Genomic DNA, 14,512 nt, shown 5'->3' on the forward strand with positions numbered 1-14,512 from the left:
ATCACGACATGGCCGTGCAAGACCTGCTGTCCCAGGATGAAATCGACGCGCTGCTGCATGGTGTGGACGATGGTCTGGTACAGACCGAAATGGTTGCCGACCCCGGCAGCGTCAAAAGTTATGACCTCACCAGCCAGGATCGTATCGTCCGTGGGCGCATGCCGACCCTGGAGATGATCAACGAGCGTTTTGCCCGTTATACCCGCATCAGCATGTTCAACATGCTGCGCCGTTCGGCGGACGTGGCGGTGGGCGGCGTGCAGGTGATGAAGTTCGGCGAGTACGTGCACTCGCTGTACGTGCCCACCAGCCTCAACCTGGTCAAGATCAAGCCGCTGCGCGGCACCGCGTTGTTCATCCTCGACGCCAAACTGGTGTTCAAGCTGGTGGATAACTTCTTCGGCGGTGACGGCCGTCACGCCAAGATCGAAGGGCGCGAATTCACCCCAACCGAATTGCGCGTGGTGCGCATGGTGCTGGAGCAAGCCTTCATCGATTTGAAGGAAGCCTGGCAGGCGATCATGGAAGTCAATTTCGAGTACATCAACTCGGAAGTGAACCCGGCCATGGCCAACATCGTCGGCCCCAGCGAAGCGATTGTGGTGTCCACCTTCCACATCGAACTCGATGGCGGCGGCGGCGACCTGCACGTGACCATGCCGTACTCGATGATCGAGCCGGTGCGCGAGATGCTCGACGCCGGTTTCCAGTCCGACCTGGACGACCAGGACGAGCGTTGGGTCAAGGCCCTGCGCGAAGACCTGCTGGACGTCGACGTACCGCTGAGCGCCACCGTGGCCCGTCGCCAGTTGCGCCTGCGAGATATTTTGCACATGCAACCGGGGGACATCATTCCCGTCGAGTTGCCGGAAGAAATGATCATGCGCGCCAACGGCGTGCCGTCGTTCAAGGTCAAGCTTGGTTCCCACAAGGGCAACCTGGCGCTGCAGGTGGTGGAGTCGATCACTCGTCGTTGACGCCACCCGTTTGAAACATCCCTATTTATGAATGTTTGCTCCGCCGAGGACATGTAATGGCTACCGAACACGAAAACACTTCCGCCGAAGACCAGGCCCTGGCTGACGAATGGGCGGCTGCCCTGGAAGAAACCGGCGAAGTTGGCCAGGACGATATCGACGCACTGCTGGCCGCTGACGCCGCCACCGCGCCTGCCGGCAACCGCCTGCAAATGGAAGAATTCGGCAGCGTGCCCAAGAACAATGAGCCGGTGAGCCTGGACGGTCCGAACCTGGACGTGATTCTCGACATTCCGGTGTCGATTTCCATGGAAGTGGGCAGCACCGACATCAACATCCGCAACCTGCTGCAACTCAACCAGGGTTCGGTGATCGAGTTGGACCGCCTGGCCGGCGAGCCGTTGGACGTACTGGTCAACGGCACCCTGATTGCCCACGGTGAAGTGGTGGTGGTCAACGAGAAGTTCGGCATCCGCCTGACTGACGTGATCAGCCCAAGTGAACGCATCAAGAAGTTGCGCTGATATGAAACGGCTGATGGTGGGACTGTTGGTCGCGCTGCCACTGGATGCCTGGGCCGCCGAGCCGGTGGTGCAGGCCGTCGCCGCGCCGGTTACCGGCAGCGTTGCAGGGCAATTGACACAACTGGTGTTGGGCCTGCTGCTGGTGGTCGGTGTAATTTTCGTGCTGGCCTGGCTGATGCGCCGCGTGCAGAGCATCGGCCCGGGCAACGCCCAGGTGATTGAGCTGGTCGGCTCGCGTGCGCTTGGTCCGCGTGATCGGCTTGTGCTGGTGCAGGTGGGCGAGGAGCAGATCCTGCTGGGCATCACCCCTGGCCGCATCACCCCGCTGCACGTGCTCAAGACGCCGGTACAAACCACCCAATCCCAGCCCGCCACGCCCGAATTCGCTCAGCGCCTCATGGAGTTGCTGGGCAAGGATCAGAAGGATAAGAAGTAATGCGCGTTTTATTGACGCTCATGCTGTTGCTGGCTGCGCCGTTGGCGTTTGGCGCCGATCCGTTGTCGATCCCGGCCATTACGCTGGGTACCAACGCCGCCGGGGCCCAGGAATATTCGGTCAGCCTGCAGATCCTGCTGATCATGACCGCGCTGAGTTTTATTCCGGCGTTCGTCATGCTGATGACCAGTTTCACGCGGATCATCATTGTGTTCTCGATCCTGCGCCAGGCACTGGGCCTGCAACAGACGCCATCGAACCAGATCCTCACCGGCATGGCGCTGTTCTTGACGATGTTCATCATGGCGCCGGTGTTCGACAAGGTGAACCAGCAAGCCCTGCAACCGTACCTCGCGGAAAAAATGACGGCCCAGGATGCAATCGACAAGGCGCAGGGGCCGATCAAGGATTTCATGCTGTCGCAGACCCGTTCCAGCGACCTTGAGCTGTTTATGCGTCTATCCAAACGTACCGATATCGCCACCCCGGACCAGGCGCCGCTGACCATTCTGGTGCCGGCATTCGTGACCTCGGAACTCAAGACGGCGTTCCAGATCGGCTTCATGATTTTTATCCCGTTCCTGATTATCGACCTGGTGGTGGCGAGCGTGCTGATGGCCATGGGGATGATGATGCTCTCGCCGCTGATCATTTCGTTGCCGTTCAAGATCATGCTGTTTGTGCTGGTGGATGGCTGGGCGCTGATTATCGGCACCTTGGCCGGCAGCTTCGGCGGGGTATAGCGCGATGACTCCAGAAGTAGCCGTTGACCTGTTCCGTGAAGCGCTGTGGCTGACCACCATGATGGTCGCGGTGCTGGTGGTACCGAGCCTGTTGGTGGGCCTGCTGGTGGCGATGTTCCAGGCCGCGACGCAGATCAACGAACAGACCTTGAGCTTTTTGCCGCGCCTGCTGGTGATGCTGGTCACGCTGATTGTCGCCGGCCCGTGGCTGGTGCAGACCTTCATGGAATACATCCTGCAGTTGTACGGCAGTATTCCGCAGTTGATCGGCTGATCCGATGAACTCGCTGCTGGCGTTGACCGATACCCAGATCAGTACCTGGGTGGCTTCGTTCATCCTGCCGTTGTTCCGTGTGACGGCCATGTTGATGGCTATGCCGGTGTTCGGCACGACCTTGGTGCCACGGCGTATTCGCCTGTATTTCGCGGTGGCGATTACCGTGGTGATCGTGCCGGGGTTGCCGCCGATGCCGCCGGTCAATGCGCTGGACCTGAGCGCGTTGCTGCTGATCGCCGAGCAGGTGTTGATCGGTGCCATGCTGGGGTTTTCCCTGTCGCTGTTTTTTCAGGCGTTCGTGATTGCCGGGCAGATCATTTCGATCCAGATGGGCATGGGTTTCGCGTCCATGGTCGACCCCACCAACGGCGTGTCGGCGGCGGTGATCGGGCAATTTCTGACCATGCTGGTGACCTTGCTGTTCCTGGCCATGAACGGCCACTTGGTGGCGTTCGAGGTGCTGACCGAAAGCTTCACCACCCTGCCGGTGGGCTCGGGGCTGGTGGTCAATCACTTCTGGGAAGTGGTGGGGCGCCTGGGCTGGGTGTTGGGCGCGTCCCTGTTGTTGGTACTGCCGGCGATCACTGCGCTGCTGGTGGTCAATATCGCGTTCGGCGTGATGACCCGCGCCGCACCGCAACTGAACATCTTCTCCATTGGTTTCCCATTGACCCTCGTATTGGGCATGTGGATTTTCTGGATCGGCATGGCCGACATTCTCAATCAGTATCAACCGCTGGCGACCGATGCCCTGCAGTTCTTACGTGACCTGGCACGGGCGCGCTGAGCCATGGCCGAGAGCGAGAGTGGTCAGGACAAGACAGAAGACCCCACGGAGAAACGTAAAAAGGACTCCCGGGAAAAAGGCGAGATTGCCCGTTCCAAAGAACTCAATACCGTTGCGACCATGATGGCCGGTGCCGGCGCCTTGCTGATCTACGGCGGTGGTCTGGCGCTGGACCTGCTGGAATTGATGAAGCACAACTTCAGCCTGCCCCGTGAAGTGTTGCTCAACCCGGACTCCATGGGGCAATACCTGCTGCACTCGGGGAAAATCGCGATCCTGGCGGTACAGCCGATTCTGATTACCTTGCTGCTGGCCGCGCTGATCGGCCCGGTCGCCCTTGGTGGCTGGTTGTTCGCGGCGGGCAGCATGGCGCCCAAATTCAGCCGCATGAACCCGGCCGCCGGGCTCAAACGCATGTTTTCCGCCAAGGCGCTGGTGGAACTGCTCAAGGCGTTGGCCAAATTCATCCTGATTCTGTTCGTGGCGCTGTCGGTGTTGTCGTCCGACGTCGACGATTTGCTGCGCATCGCCCACGAGCCGCTGGAGTCGGCGATCATCCACAGCGTGCAGGTGGTCGGCTGGAGCGCGCTGTGGATGTCGGCCGGTTTGATCATCATTGCGGCGGTGGATGCGCCGATCCAACTGTGGGAAAGCCACAAGAAATTGCTGATGACCAAGCAGGAAGTGCGTGACGAGCACAAGGACCAGGAAGGCCGGCCCGAGGTCAAGCAACGTATCCGCCAACTGCAGCGCGAAATGTCCCAGCGCAAGATGATGGCCGCAGTGCCTGACGCCGATGTGGTCATCACCAACCCGACCCATTATGCGGTGGCCCTCAAGTACGACCCGGAGAAGGGCGGCGCGCCGATGCTGCTGGCCAAGGGCAGTGACTTCACCGCCCTTAAAATCCGCGAAATCGCCGTGGCCAACGACATCCTGCTGTTGGAATCGCCGGAGCTGGCGCGTTCGATCTTCTACTCCACCGACCTCGACCAGGAAATCCCTGCCGGGTTGTACCTGGCCGTGGCGCAGGTGTTGGCGTATGTCTATCAAATCCGCCAATACCGCGCCGGCACGGGCAAACGCCCGGACCCGCTCAAGGACCTGCCGATTCCGCCGGAATTGCGCCGCGACTCTTAATTCGCATCTCACCTGGCCTTCAACGGTTGCCGCTACCACCTCTTCTCAATCGGTGTCTACCTGTCAACTCTGACAGTAGCCAGCCGCCGCTCGCCCGGGTTTCATTACAGCAGGCACGGCGCACAGGTCGTAGACGAGAGGCTGGGAGCGTGGCGGTGAATAGGTACAGAGGGCGTGTCGGATCGTATGACCCCGAGACCGGGTTGGGGTGGGTTGTGCCGCGCTCCGGGGAAGAGGGCGTGATGATTCGCCGGGACGATTGGGCTGGGACGGTGCTTTATGCAGGTAAAAAACTGACGTTTCGAATGATTCATCGGCCCGACGGCATTTATGCGTTGCGTGTTGATGCGAGCGCCGATATCTGAGTCGCGGCTCAGTCGCGATTACGGAGAACGACAATGGCTAGGGGTACGGTGAAGTGGTTCAACGCGGAAAAGGGCTTTGGGTTTATTACTCAGGATGAGGGTGGAGCTGATCTCTTTGTTCACTTTTCCGCGATCCAGGGTGAAGGGTTCAGGACGCTCGAAGAAAATCAGAAGGTTGAGTTCGAGAGCGAGCAAGGAAAGAAAGGGCCTCAGGCTATGAACGTACGACCCGTTGCGGGGTAGCGCTGGACGCACACACATCCAAATGTGGGAGGGGGCTTGCTCCCGATAGCGGTGGTTCAGCCAATTAATCTATTGCCTGATACACCGCCATCGGGAGCAAGCCCCCTCCCACATTTAACTGGGGCTAGGGCTTTAGAAACGCTCGCTTGTGAGGTTGTTCACGCCCCCAAACCAAAGTTGGACAGCTTCTTGCAATACCGCCACCAGGATGCCTCCCGGCGTCAAAAGTTTGCTTTACGTTACGAGGAATACCGGTGGTGGATCGCTCTCAAATGCTCGGCACGGCCCGTACGACCCTGACTGACCTCTCGCGGGGCAATCTGGGTGTGCCGTTGTTGTTGCTGGTGATGCTGGCAATGATGATGTTGCCGATGCCGCCGTTCCTGCTCGACGTGTTCTTCACTTTCAACATCGCCCTGTCGGTGGTGGTGCTGCTGGTGTGCGTGTATGCCCTGCGGCCCCTGGATTTTGCGGTGTTCCCGACGATTTTGCTGGTGGCGACCCTGCTGCGCCTGGCGTTGAACGTGGCCTCTACCCGCGTGGTGATGCTTCATGGCCAGGACGGCCACGCCGCGGCCGGTAAGGTGATCCAGGCCTTCGGTGAAGTGGTGATCGGTGGTAACTACGTGGTCGGTATCGTGGTGTTCGCGATCCTGATGATCATCAACTTCGTGGTGGTGACCAAAGGCGCCGGACGGATTTCCGAGGTGAGCGCGCGGTTTACCCTCGACGCCATGCCCGGCAAGCAGATGGCCATCGACGCCGACCTCAACGCCGGCTTGATCGACCAGAACCAGGCCAAATCGCGCCGCCTGGAAGTGGCCCAGGAAGCCGAGTTCTACGGCTCCATGGACGGCGCCAGCAAATTCGTGCGCGGTGACGCCATCGCCGGCCTGCTGATTCTGTTCATCAACCTGATCGGCGGCATTGCCGTGGGTATCTTCCAGCACGGTATGACCTTCGGCGACGCGGGCAAGGTCTACGCCTTGCTGACCATCGGTGACGGTTTAGTGGCGCAATTGCCATCACTGTTGTTATCAACAGCCGCTGCAATCATGGTGACCCGTGCGTCGGGCTCCGAAGACATGGGCAAGCAGATCAGCCGGCAGATGTTCGCCTCGCCCAAGGCCCTGGCCGTGGCGGCGGGCATTATGGCGATCATGGGTATCGTGCCGGGCATGCCTCATGTGTCGTTCCTGACCATGGCCGCATTGGCCGGCGGCGGTGCCTACCTGTTTTGGAAAAAGCAAAACGCAGTCAAAGTGCAGGCGCTGCAGGAGGTCGCGCGCCAGCAGGAGCTGCTGCCATCCCCGGCCCGTGCCCAGGAAACCAAGGAGTTGGGCTGGGACGACGTGACGCCCATCGACATGATCGGCCTGGAAGTCGGCTACCGCCTGATTCCGCTGGTGGACCGCAACCAGGGCGGCCAATTGCTCGCGCGGATCAAGGGGGTGCGCAAGAAGTTGTCCCAGGACCTGGGCTTTTTGATGCCCACCGTGCACATCCGCGACAACCTCGACCTGGCGCCCAGTGCCTACCGCCTGACGCTTATGGGGGTGATCCTGGCCGAAGCCGAGATTTACCCGGACCGCGAGCTGGCGATCAACCCCGGCCAGGTGTTCGGCAGCCTCAACGGCATTACCGCCAAAGATCCGGCTTTTGGCCTGGAGGCGGTATGGATCGAAATCAGCCAGCGCAGCCAGGCGCAGTCCCTGGGCTATACCGTGGTGGACGCCAGCACCGTGGTCGCCACCCACCTCAACCAGATTTTGTACAAGCACTCCCACGAGTTGATCGGTCACGAAGAAGTCCAGCAATTGATGGGTTTGCTGGGCAAGGCCTCGCCAAAACTCGCCGAAGAGCTGGTGCCGGGCGTGCTGTCGCTGTCGCAACTGCTCAAAGTGCTGCAGGCGCTGCTGGCCGAACAGGTGCCGGTGCGCGACATTCGCAGCATTGCCGAGGCCATCGCCAACAATGCCGCCAAGAGTCAAGATACCGCCGCGCTGGTGGCGGCGGTGCGTGTCGGATTGTCGCGTGCAATCGTGCAAAGCATTGTAGGGCTTGACTCTGAGCTGCCTGTGATCACCTTGGAACCAAGGTTGGAACAAATATTGCTCAATAGTATTCAGAAGGCAGGACAAGGCCAGGAAGAGGGCGTTCTGTTGGAGCCAAGCATGGCTGAAAAACTGCAGCGTTCGTTGATCGACGCCGCGCAGCGCCAGGAAATGCAGGGCCAACCGGTGATTCTGCTGGTGGCAGGCCCGGTCCGGGCAATGTTGTCGCGGTTCGGGCGCCTGGCAGTACCGAATTTGCACGTTTTGGCTTATCAGGAAATTCCTGACAACAAGCAAGTGACTATCGTCGCGACAGTAGGGCCCAACGGCTGAGGGTAGTGGGTTATGCAAGTGAAGCGTTTTTTCGCCGCCGATATGCGTCAGGCCATGAAACTGGTCCGTGATGAGCTGGGCGCCGACGCCGCGATTATCGGTAACCGTCGTATTGCCGGCGGTGTCGAGCTGACGGCTGCCCTGGATTACACCCCCCAGGCCCTGGCGCCGCGCGTGCCGAACATGGAGCTTGAAGACGAGCTGCGCAAGACTGCCTCGCGCATCGTCTCGGCCCAGGCCGAACTGAGCATGCGCGGCGACAGCGATGCCACCACCAATCGCCAGTTGTTCGCCGGCCTGCCGCTGACGGCTGCCGAGCCGTTGGTCGAGCCCACTTTCATCGAACCGCCGCGTCCTGCCGCGCCCGCCCCGGCCGCCGCAGTCGACCAGCGCGCGTTCGACTCGATGCGCTTTGAACTCAATGGCCTGCGCGAGTTGCTCGAAGTGCAGCTCGGCTCGCTGGCCTGGACCCAACTGCAAGGCAGCAAACCGCAACAGGCCAACTTGTGGCGTCGCCTGCAACGCATCGGCCTGTCCGGCCCGTTGTCCCGCGACCTGTTGGCGCTGACCCACGAAATCGAAGAGCCTCGCCAGGCCTGGCGCATGTTGCTGGCCCACTTGGCGCGGATGATCACCACGCCACAGATCGAACCCTTGGAAGAGGGCGGAGTGATCGCCATGGTCGGCCCGGCCGGCATGGGCAAGACCACCACGCTGGCCAAGCTTGCCGCCCGTTATGTGCTTAAGTACGGCGCCCAGAATATCGCGCTGGTGAGCATGGACAGCTACCGTATCGGCGCCCAGGAACAGCTCAAGACCCTGGGCCGCATCCTCAATGTGCCGGTTACCCATGTCGACCCCGGTCAATCCCTGGCCAATGCCCTCGACCCGCTGCTGCGCAAGCGCGTGGTGCTGATCGACACCGCCGGCCTGCAAGCCAGCGACCCGGCGTTGCGTATGCAGCTCGAAAGCCTGGCCGGGCGTGGCATCAAGTCAAAAAATTACCTGGTGCTTGCAACCACCAGCCAGAAACAGGTTCTTACCGCTGCGTATCACAGCTACAAACGCTGCGGGCTGGCCGGTTGCATCCTGACTAAACTGGATGAAACCGCCAGCCTGGGTGAAGTGCTGAGCCTGGCTATCAGCCACGAACTGCCGGTGGCTTACCTGACCGATGGGCCGCGGATCCCGGATGATCTGCATCTGCCGCGCCGTCATCAGTTGGTCAGCCGCGCCGTCAGCGTACAAATGCAAGACGAGCCTAGCGAGGAAGCGATGGCCGACATGTTCGCCGATCTCTATCACAACCCGGCAAAACGGGTCGGTTGAGTCAGATGAACACCGTGAAAAGTATCTACATCGATGGTCTGCAAGCGATTCACGCGGCCAAGCCATGTAGCCTGCGTCTAAGCAAGACAAGGTAAAGAAATAAAATGGGCAGCATGCATCCCGTACAGGTGATCGCGGTGACCGGCGGCAAAGGTGGCGTCGGAAAAACTAACGTGTCAGTGAATTTGTCCCTGGCCCTGGCAGAACTTGGCCGTCGCGTCATGCTGCTGGATGCTGACCTGGGACTGGCGAACGTCGACGTTCTGCTGGGGTTGACGCCCAAACACACGCTTGCCGATGTGATCGAGGGGCGCTGTGAGCTGCGCGATGTGCTGCTTCAAGGCCCTGGCGGGATCCGCATCGTGCCGGCCGCCTCCGGCACCCAGAGCATGGTGCACCTGAGCCCGGCGCAGCATGCCGGCCTTATCCAGGCATTCAGCGATATCGGCGACAACCTCGACGTGCTGGTGATCGACACCGCCGCCGGGATCGGCGAATCCGTGGTCAGCTTCGTGCGCGCGGCGCAGGAAGTGTTGCTGGTGGTCTGCGATGAACCCACCTCGATCACCGACGCCTACGCCCTGATCAAATTACTTAACCGTGACTACGGCATGAACCGCTTCCGCGTACTGGCCAACATGGCCCAGAGCCCGCAGGAAGGGCGCAACCTGTTCGCCAAGTTGACCAAGGTCACGGATCGCTTCCTCGATGTCGCCTTACAATACGTCGGTGCAGTTCCCTACGACGAGTGTGTGCGCAAGGCTGTGCAAAAGCAGCGTGCGGTCTACGAAGCGTTCCCTCGTTCCAAATGCGCATTGGCGTTCAAGGCTATTGCCCAAAAGGTCGATACTTGGCCGTTGCCCGCCAACCCACGGGGGCATCTGGAGTTTTTCGTCGAGCGATTGGTACATCAGACGAGCGCAGGACCCGTGCTATGACAGCGAACGGCTATAACGCCTACAAGAAGTCCGCCCGTGACAGTCAGGGCGAGTTGATCGAGCGTTATGCGCCGCTGGTCAAGCGCATCGCCTATCACCTGCTGGCACGCCTGCCCGCCAGCGTCCAGGTAGAAGACCTGATCCAGGTCGGCATGATTGGCCTGCTCGAAGTGTCAACCAAATACGATGCCACCAAAGGCGCGAGTTTCGAGACGTATGCGGGTATCCGTATCCGGGGCGCCATGCTCGATGAAGTGCGCAAGGGTGATTGGGCGCCTCGTTCGGTACACCGCAATACGCGCATGGTCAGTGACGCAATTCGCGCAATTGAAGCAAAAACCGGTCGCGACGCTAAAGATCACGAAGTTGCGGCCGAACTCCAATTGAGTCTCGACGATTATTACGGGATTTTGAACGACACCTTGGGCAGCCGCCTGTTCAGTTTCGACGACCTGTTGCAGGACGGTGAACACGAAGGGCTGCACGAGGACGGCGCGAGTACTCATATGGAGCCGGCGCGAGACCTGGAAGATGAACGCTTTCAGGGTGCGTTGGCGGACGCGATTGCCAATTTGCCTGAGCGTGAGCGACTGGTATTGGCGCTGTACTACGACGAAGAGCTGAACCTCAAGGAAATCGGTGAGGTCCTGGGGGTCAGCGAATCGCGAGTCAGCCAGTTACACAGCCAGTGCGCCGCTCGCTTGCGGGGGCGTTTGGGAGAGTGGCGAGCGCGCTGACAGGCAGTGTGGGGACACTGCAAAGCGATACCGCGAAGGTGATGGATCTTCGCGGGTTCGGCCCGTGGTGCCCCCGGCAGTCCTTTTTGTGTAATGCCTGTTGATTGAAATGACGCGTCCAGGTGCTGGGCGCGTTTAAGACTGCTTGGAGGTCGAATTGGACAAGAACATGAAAATCCTCATCGTTGATGACTTCTCAACGATGCGGCGGATCATAAAAAACCTGTTGCGTGACCTTGGGTTCACAAACACGGTCGAGGCGGATGATGGCCTTACGGCGATTCCGATCCTCAACAGCGGGAGCATCGACTTTCTGGTAACCGACTGGAACATGCCGGGCATGACCGGTATCGACTTGCTGCGTCATGTGCGGGCCGACGAAAAGCTGCGCAGCCTTCCCGTGCTGATGGTCACCGCCGAAGCCAAGCGTGAGCAGATCATCGAAGCTGCCCAGGCGGGTGTTAACGGTTACGTGGTCAAGCCATTCACTGCACTGACTCTGAAAGAGAAGATCGAAAAAATCTTCGAACGCATCCACGGCTGATGCCATCGCGGGGGAGCTATGGAGCATAACGAAACGTCACAGGGAGACTTTGAGTCGACCCTGAAAAAACATGCTCACCAGTTGGTCGACAGCCTTGAAAAAGGCCAGTTCGGCGACGCGGTGCAGTTGATCCATGAGCTCAACCAGACCCGTGACCGCGGCCTGTATCAGGAAGTGGGCAAGCTCACACGCGAGCTGCACAGTGCGATTGTCAATTTCCAGATTGACCCGCACATGCCCCAGGCCGAAGAAATCTCACAGATCACCGATGCCACCGAACGCCTGTCCTATGTGGTCAGGCTGACTGAGGCGGCGGCCAACCGCACCATGGACCTGGTGGAGAACGCCACGCCCCTGGTCAACGGCATGGCCACTGAAGCCCAGGCCCTGAGCGCCGATTGGGGCCGCTTCATGCGCCGGGAAGTCGGGGCTGAGGAGTTTCGTGAGCTGGCACGTCGGGTTGAAGGCTTCTTGTCGCGCAGCGAGCAGGAAAACCGCACGGTTTCCAGCAACCTCAACGATATTTTGCTGGCCCAGGATTACCAGGACCTCACCGGTCAGGTGATCAAGCGTGTGACCCAGTTGGTCACCGAAGTGGAAAGCAACTTGCTCAAATTGGTGCTTATGGCAGGCCAGGTTGACCGTTTTGCCGGCATTGAACATGACCGCGAAGCGATCCTCTCGGAAAAAGATCCACAAAAACATCTCGCCAAGGGTGAAGGTCCGCAGATTCATGCCGATAAACGTGAAGACGTTGTGTCAGGTCAGGATGACGTAGATGACCTGTTATCCAGTTTAGGCTTCTAAGGAGCACCCACATGAGCTTCGGCGCCGATGAAGAGATCCTTCAGGATTTCCTTGTAGAGGCCGGCGAAATTTTAGAGCAACTGTCCGAGCAACTGGTCGAGCTGGAAAGCCGCCCGGATGATGCGAACCTGCTCAATGCAATTTTTCGCGGTTTTCACACTGTAAAAGGGGGCGCCGGCTTCCTCCAGCTCCATGAGCTGGTGGAGTGCTGCCACATCGCCGAGAACGTGTTCGACATCCTGCGCAAGGGTGAGCGTCACGTTGATTCGGAGTTGATGGACGTGATTCTCGAAGCACTGGATGCGGTCAACGGCATGTTCAGCCAAGTGCGTGAACGTGCCCCGATCACGGCGGCCACGCCGGAACTGTTGGCGGCCCTGGCGCGCTATGCAGAGCCTGCGGACACTTGCGCGCCGGTGGTTGAAGCGGCGCCGGAGCCTGTGGCGGAGCCTGAAGCGGATGTCACGGACACTGAGTTCGAACAACTGCTCAACTCCCTCAGTGCCGTCAAGGCCGAAGCCGAAGCACCGGCCGCCGAAGCCCCGGCAGCGGCGCCGACCAGCGAAGACATTACCGACGCAGAATTCGAATCGCTGCTCGACCAGCTGCATGGCAAAGGCCAGTTCGCCGCTGATGCGGTGGCGCCTGCCGCTGCCGCTCCTGCACCTGCCGCAGCGGGCGGGCCGGTCAGCACCGACATCACCGACGACGAATTCGAAGCGTTGCTCGACCAACTGCACGGCAAAGGCACCTTTGCGGCCGATGCCTTGCCGGCAGTCGCCGCCACCGCCGCTGCGCCTGCCGCCCCTGCGCAGCCTGCCGCTGATGGCCTGATCACGGATAACGAATTCGAAGCCCTGCTTGACGATTTGCACGGCAAGGGCAAGTTCAGCGAGGTTGCACCTGCCGCCGCTACGGCAGCACCGGTTGCCGCCAAAGCGGCTGCACCCGCCAAAGCTGCCGCTCCAGCCGCTCCAGCCGCCAAACCGGCACCTGCCCCAGCGGCGGCGCCGGCTGCGGCCCCAGCGCGTGCCGCCGCCGCGGCGCCGCCTGCGGACAAACCCGCCAGTGAAGCCGAAACCACCGTGCGCGTGGACACCGCGCGGCTGGACGACATCATGAACATGGTCGGCGAGCTGGTGCTGGTACGTAACCGCCTGGTGCGCCTGGGCCTGAGCAGTGGCGATGAAGCCATGCAAAAGGCCGTGTCGAACCTCGACGTGGTGACCGCCGACCTGCAAACCGCCGTGATGAAAACGCGGATGCAGCCGATCAAGAAAGTCTTCGGCCGCTTCCCGCGCCTGGTGCGTGACTTGGCGCGCCAACTGAAGAAAGAGATCAACCTGGAACTGGTGGGTGAAGAAACCGACCTCGACAAAAACCTTGTCGAGGCCCTGGCCGACCCGCTGGTCCACTTGGTGCGCAACGCGGTCGACCACGGCGTCGAAACCCCGGAAGAACGCGAAGCCTCGGGCAAGTCCCGTGGCGGCAAAGTCATCCTGGCGGCGGAGCAGGAAGGCGACCACATCCTGCTGTCGATCACCGATGACGGCAAGGGCATGGACCCGACCATCCTGCGCAATATCGCGGTCAAGCGTGGCGTGATGGACAAGGACGCCGCCGACCGCCTGACCGACACCGAGTGCTACAACCTGATCTTCGCCCCTGGCTTCTCGACCAAGACCGAGATTTCCGATGTGTCGGGCCGTGGCGTCGGCATGGACGTGGTGAAGACCAAGATCAGCCAGCTCAATGGCTCGATCAATATCTACTCGACCAAGGGCCAGGGCTCGAAGATCGTGATCAAGGTGCCGTTGACCCTGGCGATCATGCCGACCCTGATGGTGATGCTGGGCAACCAGGCGTTCGCCTTCCCGCTGGTCAACGTCAACGAGATCTTCCACCTCGACCTGTCGCGCACCAACGTGGTGGACGGCCAGGAAGTGGTGATCGTGCGCGACAAGGCGCTGCCCCTGTTCTACCTCAAGCGCTGGCTGGTTGCATCGGCCGCCCATGAAGAGCAGCACGAAGGTCATGTGGTGATTCTCTCCGTGGGTACCCAGCGTATCGGCTTTGTCGTCGATCAACTGGTGGGCCAGGAAGAAGTGGTCATCAAGCCTTTGGGCAAAATGCTGCAGGGAACCCCGGGCATGTCGGGTGCGACCATCACCGGTGACGGTCGGATCGCGCTGATTCTCGATGTTCCGAGCATGCTCAAGCGTTACGCCGCTCGGCGTATTTGATTCTGGTGGGGCAGGGCGGTCTCGCCCGCCCCACC

Annotated in this window: 15 protein-coding genes; all 15 read left to right on the forward strand. The window is 60.5% G+C overall.

Annotated elements, in window-relative coordinates:
* Positions 1–8: 8 nt before the first annotated feature.
* Positions 9–977, forward strand: a complete 969-nt coding sequence (gene fliM / locus AB4O23_RS12350; RefSeq protein WP_017527626.1) for a flagellar motor switch protein FliM — start codon at positions 9–11, stop codon at positions 975–977.
* A 56-nt stretch (positions 978–1,033) separates the two neighbouring features.
* Positions 1,034–1,501, forward strand: a complete 468-nt coding sequence (fliN, locus tag AB4O23_RS12355) for a flagellar motor switch protein FliN (RefSeq protein WP_017527627.1) — start codon at positions 1,034–1,036, stop codon at positions 1,499–1,501.
* A gap of 1 nt (position 1,502) precedes the next feature.
* Positions 1,503–1,937, forward strand: coding sequence for a flagellar biosynthetic protein FliO (fliO, locus tag AB4O23_RS12360; protein WP_017527628.1), 435 nt, complete (start codon positions 1,503–1,505; stop codon positions 1,935–1,937).
* On the forward strand, positions 1,937–2,680 hold the full coding sequence (gene fliP / locus AB4O23_RS12365; RefSeq protein ID WP_017527629.1) for a flagellar type III secretion system pore protein FliP: 744 nt from the start codon (positions 1,937–1,939) through the stop codon (positions 2,678–2,680). The genes fliO and fliP overlap by 1 nt, the downstream gene beginning before the upstream one ends.
* Before the next feature lie 4 nt (positions 2,681–2,684).
* Complete coding sequence (fliQ, locus tag AB4O23_RS12370; RefSeq protein WP_003175300.1) at positions 2,685–2,954, forward strand: flagellar biosynthesis protein FliQ; 270 nt, start codon at positions 2,685–2,687, stop codon at positions 2,952–2,954.
* Between the two features lie 4 nt (positions 2,955–2,958).
* Positions 2,959–3,744 (forward strand): flagellar biosynthetic protein FliR, encoded by a 786-nt coding sequence (gene fliR / locus AB4O23_RS12375; protein ID WP_017527630.1) that lies wholly within the window; start codon positions 2,959–2,961, stop codon positions 3,742–3,744.
* Between the two features lie 3 nt (positions 3,745–3,747).
* The gene (gene flhB / locus AB4O23_RS12380) at positions 3,748–4,884 is read left to right on the forward strand and encodes a flagellar biosynthesis protein FlhB (protein WP_017527631.1); all 1,137 of its coding nucleotides are present in this window, start codon (positions 3,748–3,750) and stop codon (positions 4,882–4,884) included.
* 398 nt (positions 4,885–5,282) lie between these two features.
* Complete coding sequence (locus AB4O23_RS12385; protein WP_017527632.1) at positions 5,283–5,492, forward strand: cold-shock protein; 210 nt, start codon at positions 5,283–5,285, stop codon at positions 5,490–5,492.
* Between the two features lie 272 nt (positions 5,493–5,764).
* On the forward strand, positions 5,765–7,879 hold the full coding sequence (flhA, locus tag AB4O23_RS12390) for a flagellar biosynthesis protein FlhA (RefSeq protein ID WP_263290669.1): 2,115 nt from the start codon (positions 5,765–5,767) through the stop codon (positions 7,877–7,879).
* 12 nt (positions 7,880–7,891) lie between these two features.
* Positions 7,892–9,208, forward strand: coding sequence for a flagellar biosynthesis protein FlhF (flhF, locus tag AB4O23_RS12395; RefSeq protein WP_017527634.1), 1,317 nt, complete (start codon positions 7,892–7,894; stop codon positions 9,206–9,208).
* Positions 9,209–9,312: 104 nt separating this feature from the next.
* Positions 9,313–10,146 (forward strand): flagellar synthesis regulator FleN, encoded by an 834-nt coding sequence (gene fleN / locus AB4O23_RS12400; RefSeq protein WP_003192912.1) that lies wholly within the window; start codon positions 9,313–9,315, stop codon positions 10,144–10,146.
* The gene (gene fliA / locus AB4O23_RS12405; RefSeq protein ID WP_460150502.1) at positions 10,143–10,883 is read left to right on the forward strand and encodes an RNA polymerase sigma factor FliA; all 741 of its coding nucleotides are present in this window, start codon (positions 10,143–10,145) and stop codon (positions 10,881–10,883) included. Before fleN ends, fliA begins: the two co-directional genes overlap by 4 nt.
* Before the next feature lie 169 nt (positions 10,884–11,052).
* Positions 11,053–11,427 carry a chemotaxis response regulator CheY gene (locus tag AB4O23_RS12410; protein WP_460084910.1) on the forward strand — a complete coding sequence of 125 codons (375 nt, stop codon included), beginning with the start codon at positions 11,053–11,055 and terminating at the stop codon, positions 11,425–11,427.
* An 18-nt stretch (positions 11,428–11,445) separates the two neighbouring features.
* The gene (locus AB4O23_RS12415) at positions 11,446–12,234 is read left to right on the forward strand and encodes a protein phosphatase CheZ (protein WP_017527636.1); all 789 of its coding nucleotides are present in this window, start codon (positions 11,446–11,448) and stop codon (positions 12,232–12,234) included.
* Between the two features lie 11 nt (positions 12,235–12,245).
* Positions 12,246–14,477, forward strand: coding sequence for a chemotaxis protein CheA (locus AB4O23_RS12420; protein ID WP_135196172.1), 2,232 nt, complete (start codon positions 12,246–12,248; stop codon positions 14,475–14,477).
* The last annotated feature ends 35 nt before the right edge of the window (positions 14,478–14,512 follow it).

This window comes from Pseudomonas sp. H2_A10 (assembly GCF_054680085.1).

What these genes read in the sequence shown, in the direction of transcription:
- fliM (WP_017527626.1), top strand. Translation starts at nt 9, where the DNA reads ATGGCCGTGCAAGACCTGCTGTCCCAGGATGAAATCGACGCGCTGCTG.
- fliN (WP_017527627.1), top strand. Translation starts at nt 1,034, where the DNA reads ATGGCTACCGAACACGAAAACACTTCCGCCGAAGACCAGGCCCTGGCT.
- fliO (WP_017527628.1), top strand. Translation starts at nt 1,503, where the DNA reads ATGAAACGGCTGATGGTGGGACTGTTGGTCGCGCTGCCACTGGATGCC.
- fliP (WP_017527629.1), top strand. Translation starts at nt 1,937, where the DNA reads ATGCGCGTTTTATTGACGCTCATGCTGTTGCTGGCTGCGCCGTTGGCG.
- fliQ (WP_003175300.1), top strand. Translation starts at nt 2,685, where the DNA reads ATGACTCCAGAAGTAGCCGTTGACCTGTTCCGTGAAGCGCTGTGGCTG.
- fliR (WP_017527630.1), top strand. Translation starts at nt 2,959, where the DNA reads ATGAACTCGCTGCTGGCGTTGACCGATACCCAGATCAGTACCTGGGTG.
- flhB (WP_017527631.1), top strand. Translation starts at nt 3,748, where the DNA reads ATGGCCGAGAGCGAGAGTGGTCAGGACAAGACAGAAGACCCCACGGAG.
- AB4O23_RS12385 (WP_017527632.1), top strand. Translation starts at nt 5,283, where the DNA reads ATGGCTAGGGGTACGGTGAAGTGGTTCAACGCGGAAAAGGGCTTTGGG.
- flhA (WP_263290669.1), top strand. Translation starts at nt 5,765, where the DNA reads ATGCTCGGCACGGCCCGTACGACCCTGACTGACCTCTCGCGGGGCAAT.
- flhF (WP_017527634.1), top strand. Translation starts at nt 7,892, where the DNA reads ATGCAAGTGAAGCGTTTTTTCGCCGCCGATATGCGTCAGGCCATGAAA.
- fleN (WP_003192912.1), top strand. Translation starts at nt 9,313, where the DNA reads ATGGGCAGCATGCATCCCGTACAGGTGATCGCGGTGACCGGCGGCAAA.
- fliA (WP_460150502.1), top strand. Translation starts at nt 10,143, where the DNA reads ATGACAGCGAACGGCTATAACGCCTACAAGAAGTCCGCCCGTGACAGT.
- AB4O23_RS12410 (WP_460084910.1), top strand. Translation starts at nt 11,053, where the DNA reads ATGAAAATCCTCATCGTTGATGACTTCTCAACGATGCGGCGGATCATA.
- AB4O23_RS12415 (WP_017527636.1), top strand. Translation starts at nt 11,446, where the DNA reads ATGGAGCATAACGAAACGTCACAGGGAGACTTTGAGTCGACCCTGAAA.
- AB4O23_RS12420 (WP_135196172.1), top strand. Translation starts at nt 12,246, where the DNA reads ATGAGCTTCGGCGCCGATGAAGAGATCCTTCAGGATTTCCTTGTAGAG.